The organism is Pectobacterium sp. 1950-15, from assembly GCF_037136835.1.
Classification (GTDB): Bacteria; Pseudomonadota; Gammaproteobacteria; order Enterobacterales; family Enterobacteriaceae; genus Pectobacterium.
In genome coordinates this window covers 64,551-80,707 of the sequence record NZ_JBBBQR010000016.1, presented here as the reverse complement: position 1 = coordinate 80,707, position 16,157 = coordinate 64,551, and the positions used below count along the sequence as shown (strand labels likewise).

15 protein-coding genes, 1 pseudogene and 1 other annotated feature are annotated in these 16,157 nt (G+C 51.5%); of the genes and pseudogenes, 6 read left to right on the top strand and 10 right to left on the bottom strand.

The window, feature by feature from the left end; all coding sequences use genetic code 11:
- Positions 1–6: 6 nt before the first annotated feature.
- A pseudogene (locus tag WCT94_RS16810) lies at positions 7–513 on the top strand (metal-dependent hydrolase); the annotation flags it as partial.
- Between the two features lie 239 nt (positions 514–752).
- On the top strand, positions 753–2,147 hold the full coding sequence (locus WCT94_RS16805) for an L-cystine transporter (protein WP_181844179.1): 1,395 nt from the start codon (positions 753–755) through the stop codon (positions 2,145–2,147).
- 152 nt (positions 2,148–2,299) lie between these two features.
- Here the strand turns inward: WCT94_RS16805 and osmE are convergent, their stop codons facing one another.
- Complete coding sequence (gene osmE / locus WCT94_RS16800; protein ID WP_180741123.1) at positions 2,300–2,629, bottom strand: osmotically-inducible lipoprotein OsmE; 330 nt, start codon at positions 2,627–2,629, stop codon at positions 2,300–2,302.
- A gap of 226 nt (positions 2,630–2,855) precedes the next feature.
- On the opposite strand from osmE, the gene nadE reads away from it, so the two are divergent.
- The 4 genes from nadE to WCT94_RS16780 all read left to right on the top strand — a co-directional run bounded on the left by nadE (position 2,856) and on the right by WCT94_RS16780 (position 7,196).
- Positions 2,856–3,680, top strand: coding sequence for an ammonia-dependent NAD(+) synthetase (nadE, locus tag WCT94_RS16795; protein ID WP_336870490.1), 825 nt, complete (start codon positions 2,856–2,858; stop codon positions 3,678–3,680).
- A 214-nt stretch (positions 3,681–3,894) separates the two neighbouring features.
- Positions 3,895–4,782 carry an aromatic amino acid DMT transporter YddG gene (gene yddG / locus WCT94_RS16790; RefSeq protein WP_336870528.1) on the top strand — a complete coding sequence of 296 codons (888 nt, stop codon included), beginning with the start codon at positions 3,895–3,897 and terminating at the stop codon, positions 4,780–4,782.
- A gap of 131 nt (positions 4,783–4,913) precedes the next feature.
- The gene (locus WCT94_RS16785; protein ID WP_336870489.1) at positions 4,914–6,632 is read left to right on the top strand and encodes an ABC transporter ATP-binding protein; all 1,719 of its coding nucleotides are present in this window, start codon (positions 4,914–4,916) and stop codon (positions 6,630–6,632) included.
- Between the two features lie 138 nt (positions 6,633–6,770).
- Positions 6,771–7,196: a nitrous oxide-stimulated promoter family protein gene (locus WCT94_RS16780; protein WP_336870488.1), complete on the top strand. Its 426-nt coding sequence runs from the start codon at positions 6,771–6,773 to the stop codon at positions 7,194–7,196.
- Positions 7,197–7,257: 61 nt separating this feature from the next.
- On the opposite strand, the gene ihfA is transcribed toward WCT94_RS16780, so the two are convergent.
- The 9 genes from ihfA to WCT94_RS16735 all read right to left on the bottom strand — a co-directional run bounded on the left by ihfA (position 7,258) and on the right by WCT94_RS16735 (position 16,138).
- The gene (gene ihfA / locus WCT94_RS16775) at positions 7,258–7,554 is read right to left on the bottom strand and encodes an integration host factor subunit alpha (RefSeq protein ID WP_009112984.1); all 297 of its coding nucleotides are present in this window, start codon (positions 7,552–7,554) and stop codon (positions 7,258–7,260) included.
- Positions 7,555–7,558: 4 nt separating this feature from the next.
- Complete coding sequence (gene pheT, locus WCT94_RS16770) at positions 7,559–9,946, bottom strand: phenylalanine--tRNA ligase subunit beta (RefSeq protein ID WP_336870486.1); 2,388 nt, start codon at positions 9,944–9,946, stop codon at positions 7,559–7,561.
- 14 nt (positions 9,947–9,960) lie between these two features.
- Positions 9,961–10,944: a phenylalanine--tRNA ligase subunit alpha gene (gene pheS / locus WCT94_RS16765; protein ID WP_039489639.1), complete on the bottom strand. Its 984-nt coding sequence runs from the start codon at positions 10,942–10,944 to the stop codon at positions 9,961–9,963.
- A 107-nt stretch (positions 10,945–11,051) separates the two neighbouring features.
- Positions 11,052–11,175, bottom strand: a sequence feature (Phe leader region).
- A complete protein-coding gene (pheM, locus tag WCT94_RS16760) occupies positions 11,126–11,170 on the bottom strand; it encodes a pheST operon leader peptide PheM (protein WP_106120997.1) in 45 nt (14 codons plus the stop codon). (Overlaps the previous feature by 45 nt.)
- A 116-nt stretch (positions 11,176–11,291) precedes the next feature.
- Positions 11,292–11,648, bottom strand: a complete 357-nt coding sequence (gene rplT, locus WCT94_RS16755; protein WP_005968887.1) for a 50S ribosomal protein L20 — start codon at positions 11,646–11,648, stop codon at positions 11,292–11,294.
- 43 nt (positions 11,649–11,691) lie between these two features.
- Positions 11,692–11,889 carry a 50S ribosomal protein L35 gene (gene rpmI / locus WCT94_RS16750; protein ID WP_081137701.1) on the bottom strand — a complete coding sequence of 66 codons (198 nt, stop codon included), beginning with the start codon at positions 11,887–11,889 and terminating at the stop codon, positions 11,692–11,694.
- Between the two features lie 113 nt (positions 11,890–12,002).
- Positions 12,003–12,545, bottom strand: coding sequence for a translation initiation factor IF-3 (infC, locus tag WCT94_RS16745; protein WP_015840132.1), 543 nt, complete (start codon positions 12,543–12,545; stop codon positions 12,003–12,005).
- Between the two features lie 3 nt (positions 12,546–12,548).
- Positions 12,549–14,477, bottom strand: coding sequence for a threonine--tRNA ligase (gene thrS / locus WCT94_RS16740; protein ID WP_319847582.1), 1,929 nt, complete (start codon positions 14,475–14,477; stop codon positions 12,549–12,551).
- Between the two features lie 260 nt (positions 14,478–14,737).
- Positions 14,738–16,138, bottom strand: coding sequence for an amino acid permease (locus tag WCT94_RS16735; protein ID WP_336870483.1), 1,401 nt, complete (start codon positions 16,136–16,138; stop codon positions 14,738–14,740).
- Positions 16,139–16,157: the final 19 nt, after the last annotated feature.

Sequence of the window (16,157 nt, the reverse complement as noted above, 5' to 3'; positions counted from 1 at the left end):
CGTTTCATGACTGCGGAAGGACACCTGCTGTTTTCTGTTGCCTGCGCGATTCTGGCTAAAAAAGTTGAGCTGTCGCCAGCGCTGGCTACCGGAGACTGGTGGCACATTATTCCCGGTGCACTCCTTACCGCACTGCTGCCCGATATCGATCACCCCAAATCCGTCCTCGGGCAGCGCCTGAAGTGGCTTTCTGCGCCGATTGCCCGCCTCTTTGGCCATCGTGGATTTACCCACAGCCTCCTTGCCATCGCCGCTGGTATTTTCTTTATCCAGACTCGCCTGCCGCCAGATTGGCCGATCCCGACGGATGCCTACCATGCCATGATCGTCGGTTATCTAAGCCACATCCTTGCTGACATGCTGACTCCCTCCGGCGTTCCCCTGCTCTGGCCCTGTCGCTGGCGCTTCCGCTTACCGCTCTTAAACAGCCAAAAAGGCAATCAACTAGAGCGCTTCCTGTGTATTGCCTGTATCGGCTTTTCACTGTATCAGCCGCAGAAGAATTTGAATTGCTGCACTTACGAGCAGTCATTTCGCTTTTTGCAATCCGCGCAAACCTACCTCTTTCAATACGTGAAATAGCCACGTTACCTGGCGTCAGACATATCTCTGTAACATGATGGTAAAAGACCTGTTATCCTGTGCGCGTTTGTTATTTTTTATCGCAAAAAATCACACTGCCTCCACCGTTCTGCGTTGCGGCACGGGGTCGTGGCAATGTGGTGCGATTCACTGATAGGGAGCAAAGCCGGATGAATTTTCCGCTACTCATAAATATTCTGCTATTTGTCGTATTACTACTCGGACTCGGTTACGCCAGCCGTAACGCCTCCTGGAGTCTGGCAAAGAAAGTGTTGCTGGGATTGGTTGTTGGGGTGTTATTTGGCCTGGCGCTGCATCTGATTTATGGCGGCGACAACCCGGTCATCAAGCAGTCCATCTCATGGTTTAATATCGTCGGTAATGGCTATGTGCAGCTGTTACAGATGATCGTCATGCCGCTGGTCTTTATCTCCATTCTGAATTCCGTTGCCAAGCTGCATAATGCGTCGTCATTAGGGAAAATCAGTCTATTGACCCTTTCCACCCTGTTGATCACCACGTTGATTTCTGCGCTGGTCGGCGTCTTTGTGACTAACCTATTTGGCCTGACGGCGACCGGGCTGGTACAAGGCGCGCAGGAAACCGCGCGATTAACGGCGATTGAAAACAACTATGCTGGTAAGGTTGCTGACCTTAACGTTCCTCAGCTTATCCTGTCATTCATTCCCAAAAACCCGTTTGCTGAGCTGACCGGTGCTAACCCAACATCCATCATCAGCATCGTCGTCTTCGCGGCGTTCCTTGGCGTTGCAGCTCTGCAACTGCTGAAAGATGACGCAGTGAAAGGCGAACGTGTGTTAACCGCCATTGATACGCTGCAATCCTGGGTGATGAAGCTCGTTCGTCTGGTGATGAAATTGACCCCATACGGCGTCATGGCGTTAATGACCAAAATGGTCGCCAGTTCTAACCTGCAAGACATCCTCAAGCTGGGCAGTTTCGTTGTCGCGTCCTATCTGGGACTGGCGATTATGTTCGGTGTCCATGCGCTGATCCTGTCTTTCACGGGCATCAATCCGGCACGTTTTTACCGTAAAGTCTGGCCGGTACTGACGTTCGCATTTACCAGCCGCTCCAGTGCGGCGACGATCCCACTCAGCATTGAGGCACAAACGCGTCGTATTGGCGTACCGCAGTCTATCGCCAGCTTTGCGGCCTCTTTCGGTACGACAATCGGTCAGAACGGTTGTGCGGGGCTTTACCCGGCGATGCTGGCCGTCATGGTCGCGCCGACGGTCGGCATTAACCCGTTGGATCCCGTCTGGATCGCGACGCTGGTCGGTATCGTCACAATCAGTTCTGCCGGCGTAGCCGGTGTGGGCGGCGGCGCAACCTTTGCTGCGTTAATCGTCCTGCCCGCGATGGGGCTGCCGGTGACTCTCGTTGCGCTGCTGATTTCCATTGAGCCGCTTATCGATATGGGCCGTACGGCGCTTAACGTCAGCGGTTCGATGACGGCCGGTACCGTCACCAGCCAATTGATGAAACAAACGGATAAAACGGTTTTCAACGCGCAGGATGACGCAGAACTGACGCATCGCTAAGCCACGTTTGCCATGCAAAAGAAAACGCCGACGGCTGATGCTGTCGGCGTTTTCTTTTGCATGGGCCGTTGCTGTGCAACGTTGAAAAACGTTCCCTGCATTTTTTTATGACGCTTTTCTAATAACGATCTCGTGCCATCGGGCTAGCTAGGTTAGCGCTGTGGGTTAGTGTCGTAAGCCTGGCAGCTCTGGAAGCCTTTATTGAGAACATGGCCAGTGTCGTTGTAGCTCACGAAATAGTTCTGTGCAGTGCCATCGCGGTTTTTCAGCAGATAATCACTACAGGTACCCTTGGCATTCACCAGGCGCCTTTCCATTCCGCTGCCTGCGAGTTGATGAACCTGCTGCTTCGTCATTCCCACCTTCACATCTTTCACCACAGGCTCATTAACATAGCTTTCTGCCTTGTTATAAGCCGAACATCCCGCCAGCATGACAGCACCTGCTGCCGCAATACATACCAGTAATCTGTTATTCTTCATTTCATCACCTCATTATTAATGGGTCACCCTAAGGCTAGTCGGCGGCGACCACTTTTTCAAATCATAACGCAGGTATGTAACATCTTGGCCGATAGTCAAAAACGGGTTATCTATAGGGAAAATGACTACCTGACAGCTTGTTCTTTTTCTTCACGCCAATTCGTTTTACACTCAGGCAATCGTAATAATTCTTTTGCAGTATCAATAAGTTCAGGAGGGGGATGGCATGTCATTACAAAGCGACATTATCACTGCGCTGGGAGTGAAAAGCAGTATCGATCCAGCACAGGAAATCCGTGTTAGCGTTGATTTTTTAAAGAATTATCTGAATGCTCACCCGTTCGTTACGTCGTTAGTTTTGGGCATCAGCGGCGGTCAGGATTCTACGCTGACCGGCAAACTGTGTCAGACGGCTATCACGGAATTACGCAATGAGACGGGAAACGCACGCTATCAGTTTATCGCCGTTCGGCTGCCTTACGGCGTACAGGCTGATGAAGCCGACTGTCAGGACGCCATCGCCTTTATCCAACCTGACCGCGTATTAACCGTCAACATCAAGCCCGCCATTGAGGCCAGTGAAGCCACCTTGCGCGCCATTGGCGTAGAGCTGTCCGATTTTGTAAAAGGCAACGAAAAAGCCAGAGAGCGCATGAAAGCGCAGTACAGCATTGCGGGGATGAACGCCGGGCTGGTCGTCGGCACCGATCATGCCGCAGAAGCGGTAACGGGCTTTTTCACCAAATACGGTGATGGCGGTACCGATATCAACCCGATTTTCCGACTGAACAAGCGTCAAGGCAAAGCGCTGCTGCGCGAACTGGGCTGCCCTTCTCATCTTTATACCAAAGCCCCCACCGCCGATCTGGAAGAAGATCGCCCGTCTCTCCCGGATGAGGTCGCGCTGGGCGTCACCTATGAAAAGATCGACGACTATCTGGAAGGCAAACAGATTGAGGCTAAGGATGCGGCCATTATCGAAAACTGGTATCGCAAGACCGAACACAAGCGCCGTCCGCCGATTACCGTTTTTGATGACTTCTGGCGGTAAACCCTCACGGTGAGCACCACCGGACGCGGATAATGGCGTCCGGTTTGCTCTTGATTTTTTCTGCACACGCTTCACGGTTTCCACAATCATTCGAGCCGCAGGACAGAACGCCAGCGTTTTGAACAAGGCGAAGCGTTGGCCCGCAAAAGCAAGGCTCATTGAAGGGCCGGATAATAGCCGCGCACAGGCAATTGGAAGAATGACAGGAATAAATATGACGCCACAGCGCGCCACACTCACAGGCTTACTGGCAATCATTCTATGGAGCACATCCGTCGGGCTGATCCGCAGCCTGACAGAAGCGCTTGGCCCCATCGGCGGCGCGGCGATGATTTATTCCACCAGCACACTATGCCTACTGGCTTTTTATGGCCTCCCCCGCATTAAAACGCTGCCCCGGGTTTATTTGTTCGCAGGCGGTGCAATGTTTGTCTGCTACGAGATATTTTTATCACTCTCCATCGGGTTAGCGGATAGCCGCCTGCAGGCGATAGAAATAGGGATGATTAACTATTTGTGGCCCAGTTTGACCATATTCTTTTCACTTTTTATCAATCAGCAAAAAAGCCGTTTTCTGCTCTGGCCCGGCCTCGTACTCTCGCTGGGCGGCATTGTGTGGATTATGAAAGGAGACAGCGACTGGACGCCAGCGTTACTGTGGAACAATATTCTTGCTAACCCGCTGGCCTACAGCCTGGCGTTTTCTGCGGCCCTGACCTGGGCGCTCTACTGCAATATCACCAAGCGCTATGCACAGGGAAAAAGCGGCGTATCACTGTTCTTTTTCGTCTCATCCCTCGTGCTATGGATGCAGTATTCCTTCAGTGCCGAAGGTACGATTTCATTAACCTTACCGAGTGCGCTGCAACTGATCTTTATGGGCGCATCGACCGCGCTGGCCTATTCCGCCTGGAATATCGGTATTCAGCATGGCAACCTGACGCTGCTGGCAACCGCGTCCTACTTTACGCCGGTGCTTTCCACATTTCTTGCTGCACTCTGGCTCAACATCACACCCGCCGTTTCATTCTGGCAAGGCGTCGCCATGGTCACCGCGGGTTCACTGCTCTGCTGGTATGCGACACGGTCGCCCACGACCTGATCCGCTGTCGTCCCCTGCGATTCCTGCTGGCGTTTCCCGGCTAATAAAAACCTTAATTTGCCCGCGGTCACATTCTTTTCGCTAACCTGTTATAGTCACCTTCACATTTCGTTACCTAAAAAAAGTCACACATGTTAAGGCGTTTCTTCTCGTACTATTCCCCATACAAAGGGTTATTCGTCCTCGATTTCGGCTGTGCCATTATCGCAGGCCTGCTTGAATTAGGGTTTCCGATGGCGATTAAAGCGTTCATCGACAAACTGTTACCGGCTCAGGACTGGTCGCTGATCCTGTTAGCGTCGGTGGCGCTATTGGCAGTCTATCTGCTGAATACCGCGCTAATTGCCATCGTCAACTATTGGGGACATGCGCTGGGCGTCGGTATTGAAACCGATATGCGGCGGCAGGCCTTTGAGCACCTGCAGAATTTGCCATTCCGCTACTACGACAATATGAAGACCGGGCATATCATCACCCACGTCACCAAAGATCTGGAGGAAGTTGGGGAAATCGCTCACCACGGCCCGGAAGACCTCTTTCTCGCGATCATGACGTTTATCGGTGCGTTCATCCTGATGGCGACCGTTCACCTGAATCTGGCGCTGCTGACGATTATTATCGTGCCGTTCATGACGTATCTTGTCAGCCGCTATGGCGCCCGCATGACGGAGACCTGGCGTCAGCTCTTCGGTCAGGTTGGTAACTTCAACGCCCGCATTGAAGAAAGCGTTGGTGGTATCCGCGTCGTTAAAGCGTTTGCTAATGAAGCGCATGAGAAGAAACTGTTCTCCAACGATAACGAAAACTACCGCCGAACCAAATTACAGGCGTATCGCATCATGACCGCCAGCATGACGCTCAGCTACCTCAGCACGCGCCTGATACAGCTTATCGTGATGCTGGCAGGTATTTGGTATGTCATTCAGGGAGAACTCAGCTACGGCGGTTTCATCGGCTTCCTGTTGCTGATTGAAGTGTTCTTCCGCCCGGTAGCCAAGATTACCTCGGTGCTGGAGAGCTACCCCAAAGGCATTGCGGGCTTCAAGCGCTTTACCCAACTGCTCGATACCGTTCCCGAGATTGCCGATGCTCCTGATGCGCATGATGCCGGACTGTTGAAAGGCGATATCCGGTTTAATCAGGTGAGTTTTGGCTATTCCGCCGAGCGCCCGATTCTCCGCCATATCGATCTGTCGATTCGCGCCGGAGAAACCGTGGCATTTGTCGGTCCGTCCGGCGCAGGCAAAACCACGCTTTGCTCTCTGCTTCCCCGCTTCTACGATTTAACCAGCGGAGCCATCACCATTGACGGCATGGATATCCGTCAGATGACGCAGGCGTCGCTGCGCAGCCAAATCGGCATCGTGCAGCAGGATGTCTTCCTGTTCGGCGGTACCATTCGGGAAAATATCGCCTACGGCAAACTTGATGCCAGCGATGACGAAATCATGGAAGCCGCACGGCGCGCACGGTTAGATGAACTGATCGAGAATCTGCCCGATGGGCTGGATACCGTGGTTGGTGAGCGCGGCGTTAAGTTGTCGGGCGGGCAGAAACAACGTTTATCGATCGCACGCATCTTCCTGAAAAACCCACCGATCCTGATTCTTGATGAAGCCACATCCGCGCTGGATACGGCAACGGAGCAGGCAATACAGCAGTCGCTCAGCGAACTTTCCGCAGGGCGTACCACGTTGGTCATCGCCCACAGGCTAGCCACCATACAGAATGCCGGACGCATTGTGGTAGTGGATAACGGCAGCATCATTGAGCAAGGCAGCCATCAGGTACTGCTGGAACAAAGCGGCATCTATGCCCGGTTACATCAGGCACAGTTCGGTCAGGCCTGATTACCTCTTCCCTCGGCGAGGATTCCCCTCGCCTTTTTCTCTCAGCATTTTTCCACATAGATGTGACTTCAGTCGTTCCCCTTGCAATAAATTGTATTTAAAATACATCTATTATGATTTCATCAGGACATGACGCACATGGCGAGAAAACCCCTGGGAAAATACCGACAGCGGGAGATCCGTACCGTCGGGTTAATGATCGAATTGTATGAAAAACACCACCCTGAAACCGACGATAGCGCGCAGTATAAAGACTTATTCAACTACGCCACCAAGCGCCTGGAGCGCTGTCATTTCGGTGAAGATAAACCCGCATGTAAGCATTGCCCTATCCACTGCTATCAACCCGCCAGACGCGAAGCGATAAAAGCAATTATGCGCTGGTCAGGGCCGCGGATGCTGTTACGTCACCCGATTCTGGCAATACGCCACTTGATTGACGATCATCGGCCAGTGCCGGATTATCCGAAAAAAGAAGCCACATCAAAAACGTCAGCCGAGCGGGCAATCCGTTTAGCCGCGCAGAAAACTGCCCCGGCGGATACCGATCCGGTGTTGAAATAGATAAGGTGAAGACGAATCAAATAGGAAAAGGCCGCTTGCGCGGCCTTTTTGGGTGACACTGTTACTCTTTGGGAGAGGCGTTCTCTACCCTGCTTTTTAGCTTTTGCCCCGGACGGAACGTGACCACACGGCGCGCCGTAATCGGAATATCTTCGCCAGTTTTTGGGTTACGTCCCGGACGTTGGTTCTTGTCTCGCAAATCAAAATTGCCAAAACCTGACAACTTGACCTGCTCGCCATTTTCCAAAGCGCGACGAACTTCTTCAAAAAACAGCTCGACTAGCTCTTTGGCATCCCGTTTGCTCAGCCCGAGCTTCTCAAACAGGTATTCTGACATTTCAGCTTTAGTAAGCGCCATAGGTTCAATCCCTCAAGGATGCTTGGAATCGCTGTTTTAATGCTGCTACGCATTCTGCAACGGTAGCAGCAATTTCCTCTTCTGCCAGTGTACGCGTGGTATCTTGCAGGGTCAGACTGATAGCCAGACTCTTATAACCTTCCGCTACGCCCTTCCCTCGGTACACGTCGAATAAGTTTACGCCAACTAACTGATTTGCGCCAACTTTCTTACACTCGGCCAAAATATCTCCAGCGGGAACATTTTCAGCGACCACAACGGCAATATCACGACGGTTCGCCGGGAAGCGGGAAACCTCGTTCGCCTCAGGTAATACGCGGTCTGCGACCTTATCCCACAACAGTTCAAACACCACGGTGCGCCCGTTGAGATCCAACTTGCGCTCCAGTTCTGGGTGAATAACGCCAATAAATCCAATACGTTCTTCGCCCAGATAAATAGCAGCACTTTGTCCCGGATGCAATGCCGGATTATTTTCGGCCTTGAATTCGATTTCAGACAGCTTGCCCGTCAATGCCAGTACAGCTTCTAAATCGCCTTTTAAATCATAGAAGTCAACAGCCTGACGCGCCAGATCCCAATGCTCTTCATAGCGCGTACCGGTAATCACTCCCGCCAGCATCAGATCCTGACGAATGCCCAGGTCAGCACTGCTGTCCGGTACAAAACGCAGCCCGCTTTCAAACAGGCGAAGGCGGCTTTGTTGACGGTTTTGGTTATACACCGCCGCGCTCAGCAAGCCGCTCCACAGCGACAAACGCATCACCGACATTTCCGCGGAAATCGGGCTCGGCAGGCTCAACGACGCTTCATCAGGGTGGATTAATCCCTGAATTTTCGGGTCAACAAAACTGTAAGTAATTGCTTCCTGATAGCCGTGATCGACTAATAATGTCTTCACACGCTTCAATGACAGTGACGCTTCGCGATGCGAGGTCATGATCAACGGCGCTTGAGTCGGAATATTCGGAATATTGTTGTAGCCGTAAATACGCGCGACTTCTTCGACCAGATCTTCTTCAATTTCCATGTCGAAACGCCAGCTTGGTGCCGTCGCCTGCCAGCCTGCATCGGTCTTCACGACGTTACAGCCCAGACGTTGCAGGATATCGCTAACCTGCTCATCGGCAATCACATGTCCAATCAGACGATCCAGCTTCTCACGGCGCAGCGTAATCGTTGCACGCGTCGGCAGGTCTGCCGTGCTGGTAACATCAACAACCGGGCCTGCTTCACCGCCACAGATATCGATCAGCAGGCGAGTCGCGCGCTCAATAGCGTTGTGCTGCAATGCCGGATCAACGCCACGCTCGTAGCGGTGGGAAGCATCGGTGTGCAAACCGTGACGACGTGCGCGTCCAGTAATCGACAGCGGATTAAAATAGGCACATTCCAGCAGAACGTTTTGCGTAGCGTCATTGACGCCAGAATGCTCGCCGCCAAAGATACCGCCCATCGCCAGCGCATGCTGCTGGTCAGCGATCACCAGCGTATCCGCATTCAGCTTCGCTTCGTTGCCATCCAGCAGCGTCAGTGCTTCACCCTCTTTCGCCATACGCACGATGATGCCACCATTGAGGCGGTCGAGATCGAATGCATGCATCGGCTGTCCGAGTTCCAGCAGGACATAGTTCGTCACGTCCACCACCGGGTCGATAGAGCGAATACCACAGCGGCGCAGTTTTTCACGCATCCACAGCGGCGTTGCCGCCTTAACGTTGATGCCTTTCACCACACGGCCTAAGTAACGCGGGCATGCCTGCGGCGCATCAACCTGAATCGGGAACGTATCCTGAATGGTTGCAGCAACAGGCTCAATAGCCGGTGCATTCAACGCCAACTGGTTCAACACGGCCACGTCACGCGCCACGCCGATGATACCGAGGCAATCAGCACGATTTGGCGTCACGCTGATTTCAATCGCATTGTCATCCAGTTTCAGATAGTCACGAATATCCGTGCCAATCGGCGCATCGGCTGGCAGTTCGATAATGCCATCGTGATCGTCGGAAATCCCCAATTCGGAAAATGAGCACAGCATGCCTTCAGACGGCTCGCCACGCAGTTTGGCCGCTTTAATTTTGAAATCGCCCGGCAACACGGCACCTACCGTCGCTACCGCCACTTTCAGGCCCTGACGACAGTTCGGTGCGCCGCACACGATATCCAGCAGGCGATCGCCGCCTACATTCACTTTTGTTACACGCAGTTTGTCTGCGTTCGGGTGTTGCCCACATTCAACCACTTCACCAACAACCACACCGTGGAATGCGCCAGCAACCGGCTCAACGCCATCCACTTCCAGCCCTGCCATTGTGATTTGTTCGGATAGCGTTTCACTATCAACCGCCGGGTTTACCCACTCGCGTAACCAGAGTTCACTGAATTTCATGATGTATACCCGCCTTACTTAAACTGTTTGAGGAAACGCAGATCGTTTTCGAAGAATGCACGCAGATCGGTCACGCCATAGCGCAGCATCGTCAGACGCTCCATACCCATACCGAACGCGAAACCGGAATAAACTTCTGGATCGATACCGACATTACGCAGGACATTCGGGTGCACCATGCCGCAACCCAGGACTTCCAGCCATTTACCGTTTTTACCCATCACATCCACTTCAGCGGACGGCTCGGTAAACGGGAAATAAGACGGACGGAAGCGAACCTGCAAATCTTCCTCAAAGAAATTACGCAGGAAATCATGCAGCGTACCTTTCAGGTTGGTGAAGCTGATGTCTTTATCGACGATCAACCCTTCCATCTGATGGAACATTGGCGTGTGAGTCTGATCGTAATCGTTACGATAAACGCGACCCGGCGCAATGATACGAATCGGCGGTTGCTGCTTTTCCATCGTACGAATCTGAACGCCAGACGTCTGCGTACGCAGCAGGCGTGTCGCATCGAACCAGAACGTGTCATGGTCCGCACGCGCAGGGTGATGACCTGGAATATTCAGCGCATCAAAGTTGTGATAGTCGTCTTCGATTTCAGGCCCGGTTACGACTGAAAAACCCAGCTCACCGAAAAAGGTTTCAATGCGATCGATGGTGCGCGTCACCGGATGCAGACCGCCGTTCTCAATAGTGCGGCCCGGCAGGGATACATCGATGGTTTCTTGCGCCAGACGCGCATTTAACTCAGCGGACTCCAGCATCTGCTTACGGGCATTCAACGCGTCCTGAACGTCTTGCTTAGCCTGGTTAATAACGGCACCCGCAGCAGGGCGCTCTTCAGCCGGCAACTCGCGCAGCGAGGTCATCTGAAGGGTTAAGTGACCTTTTTTACCCAGATATTCGACACGCACATTTTCCAGTGCGGCAACATCCTGGGCCTCTTCTATAGCTGTTCTGGCTTTAGCAACCAGCTCTGCGAGATGTGGCATTGTGTTCCTCTTTTTCTGCCTATGTGGCCAACGGTCATGATTGAAGAATGTCGTTTTACTAAAGCGATAAATATTACTAAAAACAATAGCAAAAACCGATTGTCGTAAACAAAAAAGCCTCCCTTAGGGAGGCTTAAGCGCTACTTTTCGTTTCTTTTCTTACGCGCAAAGCCCCCTGAGTTCAGGCGCTAAAGTAAAAAAAGAAACGGAAAATAGCAGCATTCATACTTGCGTTACCTTGTCTTGAGAATCACAAGAAGCCTTGTGAATAAAAAAGGGTCGAGAACAATAAAAAATCTGTGATGCCTGACGAAAAGAGGGAGCTAAAGCTCCCTCTCTCAACTGACTTACGCCAGTGCTGCTTTCGCTTTTTCGACCAGAGCGCTGAACGCTAATTTGTCGAATACTGCGATATCAGCCAGAATCTTACGGTCAATTTCAACAGAGGCTTTTTTCAGGCCGTTGATGAATTTGCTGTAAGACAAGCCGTTTTGACGGGCTGCTGCATTGATACGTGCAATCCACAGCTGACGGAATTGACGTTTACGTTGACGACGGTCGCGGTAAGCGTACTGACCAGCTTTGATTACTGCCTGGAAGGCAACACGATAAACGCGCGAACGGGCACCGTAGTAACCTTTCGCTTGTTTCAATATTTTCTTGTGACGTGCACGGGCAACTACACCACGTTTTACGCGAGCCATATGCTCTCTCCTAAAGTCTTATTCTGAATTAAAAAAAGGTTACTTATGCGTACGGCAGACATGCGACAACCAGACCCAGATCCCCTTTGGAGACCAGACCTTTTGGACGCAGGTGACGTTTACGCTTAGTTGACTTTTTGGTCAGAATATGACGCAGGTTAGCATGCTTACGCTTGAAACCACCACTGGCGGTTTTTTTGAAGCGTTTAGCGGCGCCACGTACTGTTTTAATCTTTGGCATTTTTATTTCCACTTCGCATTGTTAATAAAACGAATCAGACAAGGCGAACAAAACCGCACAAATTTATTGCTTAACGCAAGATAAAAGCCGCGCGGTTCTGTTACTTGAGTGCCTTACTGTTTCTTCTTCGGTGCTAGCACCATGATCATCTGACGGCCTTCGATCTTCGTTGGGAAGGATTCGACGACAGCCAGTTCACTCAGATCGTCACGAACGCGGTTAAGCACTTCGATACCAATCTGTTGGTGCGCCATTTCACGACCGCGGAAACGCAGTGTGATTTTGGCTTTGTCACCATCTTCCAGAAAGCGAATCAGGTTGCGTAGTTTGACCTGATAGTCGCCATCATCGGTACCAGGTCGGAATTTGATTTCCTTGACCTGAATAACTTTTTGCTTCTTCTTCTGTTCCTTTGTGGCCTTACTCTTCTCATAGAGGAACTTGCCGTAATCCATGATTCGGCAAACCGGCGGCTCGGCGTTCGGACTGATTTCAACTAAATCAACACCTGCTTCCTCGGCTTTTTCTAATGCTTCATTCAGACTGACAATGCCAAGCTGTTCGCCTTCGACGCCTGTCAGGCGTACCTCATGTGCGCGAATTTCTCTGTTGATGCGATTAGGACGCGCCGGTTGAACTCGTTTTCCGCCTTTAATACCTTATTCCTCCAATTGATGAAGACTACGGCTGCGAATCTCTTGCTGCAGCTTACTGATGACTTCACTGACATCCAGGCTCCCCAGGTCTTTACCGCGACGAGTACGGACAGCAACTTTTCCTGCCTCAACTTCTTTGTCGCCACAAACCAGCATATAGGGAACCCGCCGTAAAGTGTGCTCGCGGATTTTAAAGCCTATCTTCTCATTTCTCAAGTCTGCTTTTACGCGAATGCCCGCTTCTTGCAGTTTTCGGGTCAATTCGTTGACATAATCAGACTGGGTATCGGTGATATTCATAATCACCACTTGAACCGGAGCTAACCAGGTTGGGAAGAAACCGGCGAATTCTTCGGTCAGAATACCGATGAAACGCTCCATTGATCCCAAAATAGCCCGGTGAATCATAACCGGCACCTGACGTTCGTTGCTTTCGCCAACGTAAGACGCATTCAGGCGACCCGGTAATGAAAAGTCGAGTTGCACCGTACCACACTGCCACGCTCGATCCAAACAGTCATGCAGGGTAAATTCAATTTTTGGGCCGTAGAACGCCCCTTCACCCGGCTGATAGTCAAATTCGATGTTATTTTCAGTCAACGCTGCGGCCAAATCGGCTTCAGCGCGATCCCACATTTCATCGCTACCGATACGCTTTTCAGGACGCGTAGACAGTTTCACCACGATTTTTTCAAAACCGAAGGTGCTGTACATGTCATACACCATCTTGATGCAGCTGTTCACTTCATCACGAACCTGTTCTTCCGTACAGAAGATGTGCGCATCGTCCTGAGTAAAGCCACGCACACGCATCAAGCCATGCAGAGAGCCTGATGGTTCATTACGGTGACAGCTACCGAACTCAGCCATACGCAGCGGCAGATCGCGGTATGATTTCAAGCCCTGATTGAAAATCTGTACGTGACCAGGGCAGTTCATCGGCTTGATGCAGTATTCACGGTTTTCTGATGAGGTCGTGAACATCGCTTCTTTGTAGTTTTCCCAGTGACCGGTTTTTTCCCACATCACGCGATCCATCATAAATGGACCTTTTACTTCCTGATACTGGTACGACTTCAGTTTCATGCGCACAAACGCTTCCAGCTCGCGGAAGATTGTCCAACCGTCGTTGTGCCAGAACACCATACCCGGCGCTTCTTCCTGCATGTGATACAGGTCCAGCTGTTTGCCGATCTTGCGATGGTCGCGCTTAGCCGCTTCTTCCAGACGTTGCAGGTAAGAAGCCAACTGCTTTTTGTCCGCCCATGCCGTGCCGTAGATACGTTGCAGCATTTTGTTTTTGCTGTCGCCACGCCAGTAAGCGCCCGACGTTTTCTGCAATTTGAAATGGTGGCAGAAACGCATATTCGGTACGTGCGGACCGCGGCACATATCGATGTATTCTTCATGGTGATACAGACCCGGACGATCATCGCGACTGATGTTCTCATCCAGAATCGCCATTTTGTAGGTCTCACCGCGCGCAGCAAACGCATCGCGCGCTTCCTGCCAGCTGACTTTCTTCTTAACGACGTCATAGTCGGTGTCAGCAAGCTCGTGCATACGCTTTTCGAGCAGCTCAATATCTTCCTGAGTCAGGGTACGGTCGATATCTACGTCATAGTAAAAACCGTTATCGATAACCGGACCAATCGCCATTTTGGTATCTGGCCACAGTTGCTTGATCGCATGGCCCAATAAGTGCGCACAAGAGTGGCGAATGATTTCCAGACCCGCTTCATCTTTGGCGGTGATGATGGCTAACTGCGCATCGGTATCAATCTTATCGCTGGCGTCAACCAGCTCGCCATTGACGCGTCCGGCGATACAGGCTTTTGCCAGACCGGGACCGATATCAAGTGCAACATCCAGGGGAGAAACGGCGTGGTCGTAATGACGCTGACTTCCATCAGGAAGGGTGATAACTGGCATTATAATTCCCTTATTTACAGTGGTGAGCCACACGAAAGCTCACATGCAAAAAATCGTCTATCAATTGAAAATCAAAAGTGTTAACCATGCTATTTCTCTGTACTCTGTGAAATATATACACATGATGCACACGACTAAAGGCGTGCACTAGCGTGACATGGATAACGTCGGGGACAATAATACACCTTATAAGTGGTGTATTAAAGCCGGATGGGTAGCCTGCACACCGTTACCGCATGATGAACAGGCCACGGAAGTGTTTACTGCGTTTGCTCCGACTTCAGCGCCGCGTTATTTTTGCGGGAGAATCGGAAACCGAGCCAAATAACAGCAATCCAGAACGGAATTAAAATGACCGAAATGCGAATTCCCGGCGACAACAGCATAATCACTAAAATCCCCGCCAAAAACGCCAGACACACGTAATTGCCCCACGGATACCAGAAGGCTTTGAATGCAGGAACAATCCCCTTCTCAATCATCGCCTGACGGAAACGCAGGTGTGCAAAACAAATCATGATCCAGTTAATCACCAGCGTCGACACCACCAGCGCCATCAACAGCTCAAAGGCTTTGCCTGGCATCAGGTAGTTTATCGCGACGCCGAACGATGTCGCTAGTGCTGATAGCGCGATAGAGCGAACGGGGACACCGCGCGCGTTGACCTTCGCGAGAGACTTCGGCGCATTCCCCTGCTTTGCCAAACCGTACAGCATCCGGCTATTGCAGTACACGCCACTGTTGTAAACCGATAACGCCGCCGTGAGTACCACGATGTTAAGTACGTTTGCCACCATATTGCTATTCAGCGCATGGAAGATAAGAACAAACGGACTACCGCCATCAACAACATTTCCCCACGGATAAAGCGACAACAAAATAGACAGCGCACCGATATAGAAAATCAGGATGCGATAGACCACCTGATTGGTCGCCTGAGGGATAGAGCGTTTCGGATCGGCAGCTTCGGCAGCGGTGATCCCCACCAATTCCAGTCCGCCGAATGAAAACATAATCACGGCCATCGCCATGATCAATCCACTTGCGCCATTCGGCATGAATCCGCCATGAATCCATAAGTTACGCACCGTGGCCGTTTCGCCGCCATTGCCACTCAGCAACAGCCAGCTACCGAAAACAATCATCCCGACGATGGCCAGCACTTTGATAATGGCGAACCAGAATTCCGTTTCCCCGAACATCCGCACATTCACCAGATTGATCAGATTGATGAGTACGAAAAATATCGCTGCGGACAGCCAGGTTGGCGTCTCGGGCCACCAGTATTGGATATAAATCCCCACAGCCGTCAGTTCAGCCATTCCTACCAGAATAAACATCGCCCAGTAGTTCCAACCGGCCAGAAAGCCCGCAAAGTCGCCCCAATATTTATAGGCAAAATGGCTGAATGAACCTGCTACGGGCTCTTCCACCACCATCTCACCCAGCTGTCGCATGATCAGAAATGCAATCATTCCGGCAATAGCGTAGCCCAATAAAACGGACGGCCCGGCCATTTGGATAGTCTGCGATATCCCTAAAAACAATCCGGTACCAATCGCGCCGCCCAGCGCTATCAGTTGAATATGCCGGTTTTTTAACCCTCGTTTTAAAACCAGTTCCTGTTGATCGTTTGCTATGTTGTTTTGCGCATTTGCCATGTTATTTTTGTGCTTCCTG

Coding starts and splice junctions, on each gene's coding strand:
- WCT94_RS16785 (WP_336870489.1), top strand. CDS start 4,914: ATGTTAAGGCGTTTCTTCTCGTACTATTCCCCATACAAAGGGTTATTC.
- nadE (WP_336870490.1), top strand. CDS start 2,856: ATGTCATTACAAAGCGACATTATCACTGCGCTGGGAGTGAAAAGCAGT.
- pheT (WP_336870486.1), bottom strand. CDS start 9,946: ATGAAATTCAGTGAACTCTGGTTACGCGAGTGGGTAAACCCGGCGGTT.
- thrS (WP_319847582.1), bottom strand. CDS start 14,477: ATGCCAGTTATCACCCTTCCTGATGGAAGTCAGCGTCATTACGACCAC.
- osmE (WP_180741123.1), bottom strand. CDS start 2,629: ATGAAGAATAACAGATTACTGGTATGTATTGCGGCAGCAGGTGCTGTC.
- yddG (WP_336870528.1), top strand. CDS start 3,895: ATGACGCCACAGCGCGCCACACTCACAGGCTTACTGGCAATCATTCTA.
- rpmI (WP_081137701.1), bottom strand. CDS start 11,889: ATGCCAAAGATTAAAACAGTACGTGGCGCCGCTAAACGCTTCAAAAAA.
- rplT (WP_005968887.1), bottom strand. CDS start 11,648: ATGGCTCGCGTAAAACGTGGTGTAGTTGCCCGTGCACGTCACAAGAAA.
- WCT94_RS16780 (WP_336870488.1), top strand. CDS start 6,771: ATGGCGAGAAAACCCCTGGGAAAATACCGACAGCGGGAGATCCGTACC.
- WCT94_RS16735 (WP_336870483.1), bottom strand. CDS start 16,138: ATGGCAAATGCGCAAAACAACATAGCAAACGATCAACAGGAACTGGTT.
- ihfA (WP_009112984.1), bottom strand. CDS start 7,554: ATGGCGCTTACTAAAGCTGAAATGTCAGAATACCTGTTTGAGAAGCTC.
- pheS (WP_039489639.1), bottom strand. CDS start 10,944: ATGCCACATCTCGCAGAGCTGGTTGCTAAAGCCAGAACAGCTATAGAA.
- WCT94_RS16805 (WP_181844179.1), top strand. CDS start 753: ATGAATTTTCCGCTACTCATAAATATTCTGCTATTTGTCGTATTACTA.